The organism is Parundibacterium terreum, assembly GCF_014636315.1.
GTDB classification, from domain to species: Bacteria; Pseudomonadota; Gammaproteobacteria; order Burkholderiales; family Burkholderiaceae_D; genus Undibacterium; species Undibacterium terreum.
On sequence record NZ_BMED01000008.1, the window covers coordinates 1 to 12,493 of the forward strand.

The following is a 12,493-nucleotide window of genomic DNA, read 5'->3' on the forward strand; positions in this document are numbered from 1 at the left end:
TGCTTCGGCGGCGGAGTAGGCGTGCAGGAAACTCAGGGCGCGGTGCTGGATTTCCAGGCTGCCCAGTGCAAAGGTCGTCGCCGAATGCACGTCGGGATCGTCGTCTATTATCATGATCCGCCACGTGAGTTGTGGCCTTGCAGCTACCGAAGGCTCATTGGCCTCTGGTTCGTCCAGGAAAACGAGGTCATCTTCCGAAGAGTGGATCATTGCGTTCATCTGATGTGCGACTCCATAAATGGACTTATCTTTCTTTTCACAGATGCTGACGAAAAATTAAGGGTCTTCTTATATTTATTTAATGAGTAAAACAGTTGAGCAAACAAACAGCCTGATTTTAGCGATGGTAACGATTGTAGCGAGTGTAGCTGCGCTTCAGTAGGCTTTCGAGGAGTATAAAACAAGATTACCAAAAGAAAACATCAGAAATCGTGGCTTGCACAGATAATTGGCGAATTTAATTCTTTAATTCACAAGCTTTTGTTGGATTGCCGCAGTTTCTTTGCCGTCTATGCACCCCTATCGCTGTTAGAATTGTATGAATCCTGCCTATTGGCCTAATCATTACCGCATATTTTATGTCTGGCAACACTTTTGGAACGCTTTTTACCGTAACAACCTTTGGTGAGTCTCACGGTCCTGCAATCGGCTGCGTCATTGACGGCTGCCCACCCGGCATGGAGCTATCCGCTGCCGATATTCAAGGCGATCTGGACCGGCGCAAGCCCGGCACTTCGCGCCACGTCACGCAAAGACAAGAGCCCGATACCGTAGAAATCCTGTCCGGTATTTACGAGGGTAAAACCACCGGCACCCCGATCGCGCTGCTGATCCGCAATCAGGATCAGCGCAGCAAGGATTACGGCAACATCGTCGAGACCTTCCGCCCCGGCCACGCCGACTATACGTATTGGCACAAATACGGCATCCGCGACCCGCGCGGCGGCGGCCGTTCTTCCGCGCGTTTGACTGCGCCTGTGGTCGGCGCGGGCGCAGTAGCCAAGAAGTGGCTGCAGCAGCAATACGGCACTGTGTTTTCCGGCGGCATGAGCCAGCTTGGGAACATAGAGATCCCCTTCCAGTCCTGGGAGCACGTCAAGGACAATCCTTTCTTTGCGCCAACTGCAGATGCGGCCTTGATCGCGCAACTGGAAGATTACATGGATGCGCTGCGCAAGGATGGCGATTCCATCGGCGCTAAGATAGATATTGTTGCCAGCAACGTGCCGGTAGGCCTCGGTGAACCCATCTACGACAAGCTGGATGCCGATATTGCGTATGCAATGATGGGCATCAATGCCGTCAAAGGCGTGGAAATCGGTGCCGGTTTCAAATCCGTTGCGCAACGCGGTTCAGAGCACGGCGATGAAATTACACCGGAAGGCTTTGTCGGAAATAATGCCGGCGGCGTACTGGGCGGCATTTCCACAGGCCAGGATATTACTGTTTCCATCGCCATCAAGCCGACTTCTTCCATTCGCATCCCGCGCCGCTCCATCGATAAAAACGGCAATCCTGTCATGGTGGAGACCTTCGGCCGCCACGACCCTTGCGTCGGCATTCGTGCCACGCCGATCGCAGAAGCGATGCTCGCCCTGGTGTTGATGGACCATGCGCTGAGACATAGGGCGCAGTGTGGCGATGTGAAGCTGGGATAATGTAAGGACAAGCGCCGGCATGCGCTTGTCTGAAGTAAAGCCCCTTTAGCTCCTTGCTCCACTTTTTCCGCTGTCCTATTCGTTGATCCGATGAATGTTCCACGCCGCGCCTGGCCGCAGCAATCCTTCCAGTTCGCACTGTTTTTCTTTGCCTATTACGGCTATACCGGCATTTTTACGCCGTATGCCAGCCTGTATTTTGCTGACAAGGGCATGACAGTCGCACAGATTGGCGTGCTGATGTCGCTGATGCAGGTGATGCGCATCTTCGGCCCTAATTTTTGGGGCTGGGTTGCCGACTATACGCAAAAGCGTGTGCTGGTATTGCGCCTGATGGCGCTGGGCGCAACGATTTCTGTCGGCGGCCTGTTCTTTGGCCAGACCTTTGCCGCCTTCTTTATCGTGATGGTGCTGATCAACACTTTCACCAGCCCGCAGGGTCCCTTGTCGGAAGCATTGATGCTGGCCGAGATGCGTGGCGACCTCACTTATTACGGCAAGCTGCGCCTGTGGGGATCGATAGGGTTTGTCGTAACGCTGATGCTGGTGGGGCAGGTTCTGGATTGGATAGGCATCGCGCGCATGCCGTGGATGGCCATGCTGTTGCTGGGGATAGCCTGGTGCGCCAGCATGCGCATCAAGCAGAGCGTGCAAGGGGCTTCCCGTAGCCAGGCTCCGTCCATGGCGCATTTGCTGCGGCGGCGAGAGGTCTGGGCATTTTTTATTTCCTGCTTCCTGATGGTGGCCGCACATGCTTCGCTGTATGTGTACTACTCGCTGTACCTAGCGCAACTAGGCATGAGCAAGGGAAGCATCGCCTTCATGTGGACTTTGGGAGTGCTGGCAGAAATTCTGTTCTTTTATTATCAGGCGCCCATCTTCAAGCGCTTTGGGATCCGGGCGCTGATGCTGCTGGGTTTTGCAGTGGCCATCATTCGTTTTGCCATGATAGGCTGGGGTGCGCAGTCTTTTGCCATTCTGGTGTTTGCGCAACTGCTGCACGCCTTCAGTTTTGCGGCCCACAATTCGGCAGCCGTAATGACGATACAGCAATGGTTTTCCGGCCCCTTGCAGGCGCGCGGGCAAGCCTTGTTTATCAGCATCTCCTATGGGCTGGGCGGAACCCTGGGTGGCTTGCTGCTGACACTCATCTGGGAAGGTCTTGGGCCGCAGGCTGTCTACTATGCGGCGTCCGTCTTCGCTGTTGCCGGATTGTTATCCGCGTGTTTGTACTTCCGTTGGCAGGCGCATGCAAGCAACAGCCTTGCATCCTGAGTTGCGGGTACCATAGGTTTCCCCGCAGCAGTATCTCCATTTTGGTGCGTGCCTGAATCGGCAGCTGAATAAAAACCGGCCAAAATCCAAGTTTGTTTGAATTTTCTGATGAAAATTCGGCGTTTAATAGTCTTCCTGATTTTTTATCTTGAAAAATGTGTGCCCAACTTGGCTTTTGGCGTGGTTCTGCGCTGCACAATTGTGGCATAATCAAGAGCTAAATTCAGCAGTACGCACTATTTACGCACTATTTCAGGTTGCAGATCATGCTTAAAACGCTTTACGACAAACTTTGGGAATCCCATGTGGTGCATGCGGATGAAGACGGCACCTCCATCTTATATATAGACAGGCACCTATTGCACGAAGTGACCAGCCCACAAGCCTTTGAAGGCCTGAAGCTGGCTGGCCGTACGCCGTGGCGCAATTCCGCCAACCTGATGGTTGCTGACCACAATGTGCCGACCACCAACCGTATCAATGGCATCGAAGATCCTACCTCGCGCCTGCAGGTGGAGACTCTGGATGCCAATGCGAAAACTTATGACCTGACCTATTTCAGCATGGCCGACAAGCGCCAGGGCATCGTGCATGTGATCGGACCGGAGCAGGGGGCAACCCTGCCGGGCATGACAGTCGTTTGCGGCGACTCTCATACTTCGACCCATGGCGCGTTTGCCTGTCTGGCGCATGGTATAGGCACATCTGAAGTTGAGCATGTGCTGGCAACGCAGACCCTGCTGGCAAAAAAATCGAAATCCATGCTGGTGCAAGTTGACGGTGTAATGCCTGCCGGCGTCACTGCCAAGGATATCGTGCTGGCCATCATTGGCAAAATAGGCACCGCAGGCGGCACGGGCTATGCAATTGAATTTGCCGGCTCCACAATACGCAGCCTATCCATGGAAGGCCGCATGACGGTCTGCAATATGGCTATCGAGGCGGGCGCGCGCGCCGGCATGATCGCTGTTGACCAGACTACTATCGACTACGTAAAGGGACGTCCGTTTTCTCCGGTCGGCCCGCACTGGGATCGCGCTGTGGAATACTGGCGCACCTTGCACACCGATGCTGGCGCAAAGTTCGATATGGTGGTTACCTTGAACGCTGCGGAAATTACCCCGCAAGTCACCTGGGGCACTTCGCCGGAAATGGTGGTATCGGTAGAGGGCCGCGTTCCTGATCCTGACAAGGAAAAAGATGCGGTCAAGCGCGATGCGATGGAAAAGGCGCTGGTGTACATGGCGCTGAAACCCAACACTGCGATCTCCGACATCCGTATCGACAAAGTGTTTATCGGCTCCTGCACCAACTCGCGCATAGAAGATTTGCGCGCCGCCGCGGCGGTAGTGCGCGGCAAATATCGTGCATCAAATGTGAAGCTGGCGATGGTCGTTCCGGGCTCCGGCCTGGTCAAGGACCAGGCAGAGCGTGAAGGCCTGGACAAGATATTCCGCGACGCCGGTTTTGAATGGCGCGAACCGGGTTGTTCGATGTGCCTGGCAATGAATGCCGACAGGCTGGAGCCGGGTGAGCGCTGCGCTTCGACGTCCAACCGTAATTTTGAAGGCAGGCAAGGGCAGGGCGGGCGTACCCACCTGGTGTCGCCTGCAATGGCCGCAGCAGCAGGGATCGCGGGCCATTTTGTCGATGTGCGTGGCGTACGCTAATAGAAAATCGCTGGTTGTTGAAGTTAAAAAAATAGAAATCTGAAAAAAGGAATTCACATGAAAAAGCTCTGGATGTTGGGATTGTGTGTATTTGTGCTAGCCGGCTGCAATACCGTACAAGGTATTGGCAAGGACGTGAAACGGGCCGGTGAGGCAGTTGAAAGTGTCGGCAAAAAATAAAGTGTGAGCATGGAAAAATTTACTGTACTTGATGGCCTGGTTGCCCCTATGGACAGGGCAAACGTGGATACCGATGCCATCATACCCAAGCAATTCCTGAAATCGATACAGCGCACCGGCTTTGGCCCCAACCTGTTTGATGAGTGGCGCTATCTGGATCATGGTGAGCCGGGCGTGGACAATAGCAAGCGTCCGTTGAATCCTGATTTCGTGCTGAACCAGCCGCGCTATCAGGGCGCATCGATACTGCTGACCCGCAAAAACTTCGGTTGCGGTTCTTCCCGCGAGCATGCGCCGTGGGCGCTGGACCAGTATGGCTTCCGCGCGGTAATCGCTCCCAGTTTTGCCGATATCTTTTTCAATAACTGCTTCAAGAACGGCTTGTTGCCTATCGTTCTGACGGAGCAGCAGGTGGATGACTTGTTCAGTCAGGTGAAAGCGTTTCCTGGCTTCCGCCTGATCGTTGATCTGGAGAAGCAGGTTGTGACTACTTCCAATGGCAGCGTCAGCTATCCGTTTGAAGTGGATACCTTCCGCAAATATTGCCTGCTCAACGGTCTGGATGATATCGGCCTGACGTTGCGCCAGTCGGACAAGATACGCGCATTTGAAGAGCGCCATCTGGCGACGCAGCCATGGCTCGCAAACACGATCTGAGTTGATCTGATTTGGTCTGATTATTTGCTACCTTCCTTTTTTGAAGCTTGTCTATAAATGAAAATCGCAATTTTGCCGGGTGACGGCATAGGTCCGGAAATTATCGAGCAGGCCGTCAAGGTGTTGAATACCCTTGGCGAGTCCTTTGAAATGGAATCGGCTCCAGTCGGCGGTGCCGGTTATGCTGCACACGGGCATCCGCTGCCGGAAGCAACCCTGAAGCTGGCGCAAGAAGCAGACGCGGTCTTGTTCGGTGCGGTTGGAGACTGGAAATACGATACGCTGGAGCGCTCCTTGCGCCCCGAGCAAGCTATCCTGGGTTTGCGCAAGAACCTGGGCCTGTTCGCCAATTTGCGTCCGGCGATTTTGTATCCGGAACTGGCCGGTGCTTCAACATTGAAACCGGAAGTCGTTTCCGGCCTGGATATCCTGATCATCCGCGAACTGACCGGCGACATTTACTTCGGCCAGCCACGCGGCGTGCGTGAGGCGCCGGATGGTCCTTTCAAGGGACAGCGCGAAGGTTTCGATACGATGCGCTACGCGGAGGGTGAGATACGGCGCATTGCCCACGTCGCTTTCCAGGCAGCGCAAAAACGGGACAAGCGCCTGACCAGCGTCGACAAGGCCAATGTGCTGGAAACTTTCCAGTTCTGGAAGGACATCGTTACCGATGTGCACAAAGAATATCCAGACGTAGCGCTGGATCATATGTATGTGGATAACGCGGCGATGCAATTGGTGCGCGCGCCGAAGAAATTCGACGTGATGGTGACCGGCAATATGTTCGGCGACATCCTGTCCGATGCGGCGGCGATGCTGACCGGTTCCATCGGCATGCTGCCCTCCGCTTCGCTGGATGCGAACAACAAGGGCCTGTATGAGCCGTCGCACGGCTCGGCTCCGGATATCGCCGGTAAAGGCGTGGCCAATCCGTTGGCGACAATCCTGTCGGCAGCGATGATGTTGCGTTACTCGCTGGGCAAGGCGGAGCAGGCGGACCGTATCGAGAATGCGGTCAAGAAAGTATTGGCGCAAGGCTTGCGTACGCCGGATATTTATGAGGCTGGTACCACCAAGGTCGGTACGGCCGAAATGGGTGAGGCGGTAGTAAAGGCTTTAGGATAGTTTTTGTAGGTGAAGCCTGTTTAAGATCTGTAGCGAACGGCTGTCAGCGGGGTGAGGAGCAGCACAGAAAGCGGAGCGTACATAAAGGTAATAAGGGTACGTGAGCATTTCGAGGAGTGCGTGAGCCTCGGTCATGGCCGCGCAGTAAGAGATTAGACAGGTTTTGGAGGGCAGGGGCGTCCTGCGAGTGTTTAGGGAAAGATGATGAAACTAGTAGGTCTGGTAGGTTGGCGTGGAATGGTGGGTTCCGTACTGCTGCAACGCATGCAGGAAGAAGGTGATTTCGATCATATTGAACCCGTGTTTTTTTCAACTTCCAATACAGGCGGCGCAGCCCCTGCAATGGCCAAGAATGAAAAGACATTGAAAGACGCGAATGATATTGATGCATTGAAGAAGTGCGACATTATTATTACCTGCCAGGGCGGTGACTACACGACGGAAATTTTCCCTAAATTGCGCGCATCCGGCTGGGATGGCTACTGGATAGACGCGGCTTCCACGCTGCGCATGAAAGACGATGCCATCATTGTTCTGGATCCGGTCAATCTGGACGTGATCAAAAGCGCACTGAGCCGCGGCGTTAAAAATTACATCGGCGGTAATTGCACAGTATCTTGCATGCTGATGGGCCTGGGTGGCTTGTTCCAGCACAATCTGGTGGACTGGATGAGCTCCATGACGTATCAGGCAGCTTCCGGCGGTGGTGCGCAGCATATGCGTGAACTGCTGACCCAGTTCGGCAGCATCAATGCCGAGGTGAAGGCGCTGCTGGATAATCCTGCAGCGGCCATCCTGGAAATAGATCGCAAAGTATTGGCAAAACAGCACTCTCTGACTGCCGACGAAACCAAGCAATTCGGCGTGCCGCTGGCCGGCAACCTGATCCCCTGGATAGACAAGGATCTGGGTAATGGCGTTTCCAAGGAAGAGTGGAAAGCCGGTGCAGAGACCAACAAGATACTCGGCTTGGGTGAAGCTTTCGGCAATCAGGCAATTCCAGTTGATGGCCTGTGCATTCGCATTGGCGCCATGCGCTGCCATTCTCAGGCTTTGACAATCAAGCTGAAAAAAGACGTGCCTCTGGACGAAATTAACGACATCATCGCCAGCAACAACCAGTGGGTGAAGGTAGTTCCTAACGATAGGGAATCGTCGATGAAGGATCTGACGCCAGCTGCAGTCACCGGCAGCCTGACGATTCCGGTAGGCCGCCTGCGCAAGATGCAAATGGGCGGTGAGTACCTGTCAGCGTTTACTGTCGGCGATCAATTGCTGTGGGGTGCGGCAGAACCTTTGCGCCGCATGCTGCGCATTCTGATAGCAGATTAATAATCAGCGTAGATATTTGTGCATCGAAGAGGAGTGATTCGTCACTCTTTTTTTGTTTTCAGGGGTCAATGTTTACCTGAAATGCGACAAAGTAGGCTGAGAAAGGACCTTAGTCCTCTACTTTTCATTGTCAAACGGCAACAAGGATTTATACTATAGGCAGAACCCATTTCATAAATAGCATCGGCTGTTATTTATGAAATGAGTTCCACCTTACCCGGATTTGTTGCGAAATTGGCTGAACGCATAAGATGGATCAATGCAGCGCTTCGGCTCTCGGGTAATCTGGCAACAGCTTCTCGGGCCCTTAATGTATTTACCATAACAGTAAATAGAGTTAAGCTTGCGGGGCTAGGTGGCTGGTGTTATCTTGAAATAAGTGTCACTTGGCCGTTCATGACAGCTAATGATCGGGCTTAAGCGGGTGGCGCTTGTCAAGAGACGATAATGTAAGAGTGGCGCATTTGTGGGCAAGTACTCACATGGATTGCGACACATGACCCCGGTTACAGGCACGTCAGGGTTTGGCAACAAATTCTGGCAGCAGGTGCAATGTAATCGCCGTACTTAACAGTATTCGAGTATCCCTATTTCCCAAAAATGTCCTATAAAATGCATAACTATAAACGCTCGCCATCCACATTGTTGGGGCGCAAAGCGCTGGGAGCCGCAGTAGCTTCAGCGCTTTTGCTGCTTGCTACCGGCGCAAATGCTACTGGTTTAGGACGTCTGACCGTACTTTCCGCCCTTGGCCAGCCCCTGCGCGCGGAGATAGAACTCACGTCGCCAAGCAAGGAGGACCTGGGTTCCCTGGTTCCCAAGCTCGCTTCTGCAGATGCTTTCAAACAAGCCAATATCGACTTCAATCCGGCGTTGACTTCCTTGCGTTTTGTGGTTGAGCAGCGCGGCTCCGGCTATGTCATTCGCGTCAGCTCTTCGCAGGCGATGAATGAGCCTTTCGTTGATTTGCTGCTTGAGCTGAATTCCAGCAACGGTAAACTGCTGCGCGAATACACCTTCCTGCTTGATCCGGCGGAACTGAGGAATAGCCAGTCTGCCCAGGTAGCCAATCCGGTCAGCATCGCCAATATTCCATCGACACAGGGTTCCCAGGCAAGGCCAAGTGTGCCTGCGCCGGTATCCGCGCCTGTATCGCAAGCGGCACAGCCGTCCAGAAGGCCTGTTGCCAGCTCCAGGCCGCAGGAAACCGCCCCAGCAGGAAAATCCGCTGGCGATTACCAGGTCAAGAGTGGCGATACCCTCAGCAAGATCGCTGGCAACTACAAACCGGAAGGCGTGTCGCTGGATCAGATGCTGGTCAGTCTGTACCGCGCCAATCCCCAGGCATTTGCCGGCAATAACATGAATCGCCTGAAGGCCGGCCAGATACTGACGGTACCTGACGCCGATACCGCGCGCTCCTCTGGGGGAGGCGAGGCGCATTCCGTAGTCATGGCGCATGCTGCTGACTTCAGTGCCTACAGGAATAAACTGGCAGGACAGGTTTCCAATGCGCCGGCTGAAAAAGCGACTGCCAGCAAGCAGGGGCAGGGTGGCGCTGGCAATATCACCGCCAAGATAAAAGAACTGCCGACCGCGACCAATGAGGCTGCCGACAAGCTGAAGTTGTCCAAAGCCAGCCCGAATGCAGCCGGAACGGTCAAGGCTGGTACCGGCAAACCGCTGGCAGAAGAAGACAAACTGGCCAAGGATAAGGCGATTGCCGATGCCAATGCCCGCGTCAAAGAGCTGGAAAAGAACGTCGGCGACCTGCAAAAGATACTGGAAGTCAAAGACAAGGATCTGGCTGCCAAGCAGGCTGCGGCCAACGCCAAGCCTGAAGTGAAAAAGGCGGAAGAGAAGCCGGCCCCAGCACCAGCTCCTGTAGCTGCTGAGCCAGCGCCTGCGCCGACGCCTGCTGCGAGCGCCGCGGCTCCTGTCGTGGCAAATGCCAGTGCTGCGGCATCGGCTCCGGCCAAGCCTGCAGTCAAGCGCAAAGTTTTGCCGCCACCGCCACCTCCTGAGCCAAGCTTCTTTGATGGTTTGATGGATAACCCGCTGGTCTTGCCGCTGGCGGGTATTGTGGTAGCCCTGCTGGGTGGCTATGGTATTTTCACTAGCCGCCGCAAGAAAAAACTGCAACAGTTTGAGGATAGCATTCTGACTGGTTCCAGCATGAAGGCAAACTCCATGTTTGGCTCCACGGGTGGTCAAAGCGTCGATACGAATAACAGCGTATTCAATTCCAACTTCGCCCCTTCTGCCAGCCAGCTGGATGCGAACGAAGTGGATCCGGTTGCTGAAGCTGACGTGTATATCGCTTATGGCCGTGATTCCCAGGCAGAAGAGATATTGAAGGAAGCCCTGCGTACTCAGCCAGACAGGCATGCGGTGCGCGTGAAATTGCTGGAAATTTATTCCAACCGCAAGGACACCAAATCCTTTGAACGCCTTGCCAGCGAGCTGTATGGCATGACCGGCGGCAAAGGTGAAGAGTGGGCGCAAGCTGCTTCCATGGGTATTGCGCTGGAGCCAGGTAATCCTCTGTATGCAGGCGGTAAAGCGCCTGATGCACTGAGCACGGCAGCAGCGCTGGGCTCGGCGACTCAGCCTATTGAAGATCTGGATCCTGAGGCGCTGCTGGCTAACTCCCTGTCGGAAGACATGCTGGAATCTATCAGTATCATCGATACTGCGCATGCGACGTCGGATGATCATCACGGTTCTGCCGATGCACATCTGGATGCGCAACCGACAATGGATATCGGTTCGCTGGACTTCGATCTGGATATTCCTACAGCATCTGCACCGGAAGCCCCGCATCAGCCGCTGGTGGATGAGGCGCCGCTGATTCCTGAGTCCGCTCCTGTAGCTCATGTGAAAGCAGACGATCATCATGCAGAGCAAAATTCACTGGTAGATTTTGAGTCCATTGATTTTGATCTTGGTGCAGAAGAACCTGCAAAAGTGACGCATGCGCCAGAGGCGGTGCTGGATTTCCCTGCTAGCCATTCGCTCGATCTGGATTCAGTAAAACTGGACGCCGGCAATGAGCTGCATGTGGAGCCGCAGGAAGCTGCGCATTCCATTCATAGTGGTAATGAAATAGCATTTGAGTCTGCTGTTCCTACGATTCCTGAGGTGCCACAGCACGTAGAGGAGCACGTACATCACGCGATGGCGGATATTCCTGATTTGCCAGGACTGGATCACTCCATGTCCAATGGTCATCATGAAGAGCCGGCCAAAGCGGAAGCTCCTGCCAACTATGATTTCGATCTGTCCGGTATTGACCTGAACCTTGACGAAGACAAGCATCCGTCTGCAGAAGCCGCAGGTGGAGATGCCGAGTCTTACAATGCAGAGATGGCGACCAAGCTGGATCTGGCTGTGGCCTACCACGAGATCGGCGACAAGGAAGGCGCGCGCGAGCTGCTGGATGAGGTATTGAAAGGCGGCACTGCAGACCAGATACACAAAGCGCAGGGCATGCTGGCACAACTGGGTTGATGATGGAATAGTTTCAAGCCTTGTATAATCCCGAACGGGCGCCGCTTTCGCTGGCGCCCGTTTTATTTATACGGCTGCATCTTGCATACTGATGCGGGCACGCCGGGTAGGCATAGGAAGTGATCTTGATAATGGAATTGAATTGAAGCGTATCGTTTTAGGCGTCCAATACAATGGCAGCCCCTGGAGCGGCTGGCAAACGCAGCCCAGCGGCAATACCGTACAGGATGTTCTGGAGCGGGCGCTGGCGTCGTTCGCCAAGGCACCTATAGCGACGACCTGTGCCGGTCGTACCGATGCTGGAGTGCATGCGCTGGAGCAGATCGTCCACTTTGATACCGAGCTGGACCGGGCCGCTTACTCCTGGGTCAACGGGGTGAATGCCTTTTTGCCTGCCTCCATTGCGGTGCAATGGGCTACGGAAGTGCCGCATGAAGTCAGGGAAGATGAATTGCATGACTCCCAGGCGGATTTTCATGCGCGTTTCAGCGCTTATGCGCGTACTTATCATTACGTCGTACACAATAGCGCAGTGCGTTCGCCTATCTGGGCTGAGCGCGCCGGCTGGGTGTTCCGGCCCCTGGATGTGGACAGGATGAGGGCAGCAGCGGTCCACCTGATCGGTGAGCAGGACTTCACGGTCTTTCGCGCCGCGTCCTGCCAGGCAAAGACCCCGGTCAAGCACATGTACGAGGTCCAGATACGGCAGCAGGGTGATTTGATTGTATTTACGCTGCGTGCCAGCGCTTTCCTGCATCATATGGTGCGCAATATTGTGGGTTCTCTCATTTTTGTCGGAACCGGCCGCCGTGAGCCGCCATGGATCGCGGAATTACTGGAAAGCCGGGACCGTAGCCTGTCTGCCCCGACTTTCATGCCGGATGGCCTCTATCTCGCCAGAATAGACTACGATAAGAAGTGGGCGCTGCCGCAAATCGATCAGGGGCATTTCCCGGGATTTTTGGGTATTGCGCTGCCCTGAAGCCGATTTCTATCTTTGCAGCAATATTTCAAATTGCAAGACTTTTCATAGTGTTGCTGATTTGCACAAAAAATCACAAGGAAGCCTGATAAATCGGGTTT

At 54.3% G+C, this 12,493-nt stretch carries 9 protein-coding genes; all 9 read left to right on the plus strand.

Annotation, left to right across the window (positions count from 1 at the left end; genetic code table 11):
- The first annotated feature begins 578 nt into the window (after positions 1–578).
- The 9 genes from aroC to truA all read left to right on the plus strand — a co-directional run bounded on the left by aroC (position 579) and on the right by truA (position 12,392).
- Positions 579–1,658: a chorismate synthase gene (gene aroC / locus IEW12_RS26345; protein WP_188569141.1), complete on the plus strand. Its 1,080-nt coding sequence runs from the start codon at positions 579–581 to the stop codon at positions 1,656–1,658.
- A 90-nt stretch (positions 1,659–1,748) separates the two neighbouring features.
- The gene (locus IEW12_RS26350) at positions 1,749–2,933 is read left to right on the plus strand and encodes an MFS transporter (protein WP_188569142.1); all 1,185 of its coding nucleotides are present in this window, start codon (positions 1,749–1,751) and stop codon (positions 2,931–2,933) included.
- Positions 2,934–3,199: 266 nt separating this feature from the next.
- Positions 3,200–4,603 carry a 3-isopropylmalate dehydratase large subunit gene (gene leuC, locus IEW12_RS26355; protein ID WP_188569143.1) on the plus strand — a complete coding sequence of 468 codons (1,404 nt, stop codon included), beginning with the start codon at positions 3,200–3,202 and terminating at the stop codon, positions 4,601–4,603.
- A 57-nt stretch (positions 4,604–4,660) separates the two neighbouring features.
- Complete coding sequence (locus IEW12_RS26360) at positions 4,661–4,783, plus strand: entericidin A/B family lipoprotein (RefSeq protein ID WP_188569144.1); 123 nt, start codon at positions 4,661–4,663, stop codon at positions 4,781–4,783.
- 9 nt (positions 4,784–4,792) lie between these two features.
- A complete protein-coding gene (gene leuD / locus IEW12_RS26365) occupies positions 4,793–5,440 on the plus strand; it encodes a 3-isopropylmalate dehydratase small subunit (RefSeq protein ID WP_188569145.1) in 648 nt (215 codons plus the stop codon).
- A gap of 57 nt (positions 5,441–5,497) precedes the next feature.
- The gene (gene leuB / locus IEW12_RS26370; RefSeq protein ID WP_188569146.1) at positions 5,498–6,568 is read left to right on the plus strand and encodes a 3-isopropylmalate dehydrogenase; all 1,071 of its coding nucleotides are present in this window, start codon (positions 5,498–5,500) and stop codon (positions 6,566–6,568) included.
- 204 nt (positions 6,569–6,772) lie between these two features.
- Positions 6,773–7,900, plus strand: a complete 1,128-nt coding sequence (gene asd / locus IEW12_RS26375) for an aspartate-semialdehyde dehydrogenase (protein ID WP_188569348.1) — start codon at positions 6,773–6,775, stop codon at positions 7,898–7,900.
- Positions 7,901–8,512: 612 nt separating this feature from the next.
- Complete coding sequence (locus IEW12_RS26380; protein ID WP_188569147.1) at positions 8,513–11,410, plus strand: motility hub landmark protein FimV; 2,898 nt, start codon at positions 8,513–8,515, stop codon at positions 11,408–11,410.
- Between the two features lie 91 nt (positions 11,411–11,501).
- Positions 11,502–12,392 (plus strand): tRNA pseudouridine(38-40) synthase TruA, encoded by an 891-nt coding sequence (truA, locus tag IEW12_RS26385; RefSeq protein ID WP_188569148.1) that lies wholly within the window; start codon positions 11,502–11,504, stop codon positions 12,390–12,392.
- Positions 12,393–12,493 lie beyond the last annotated feature (101 nt).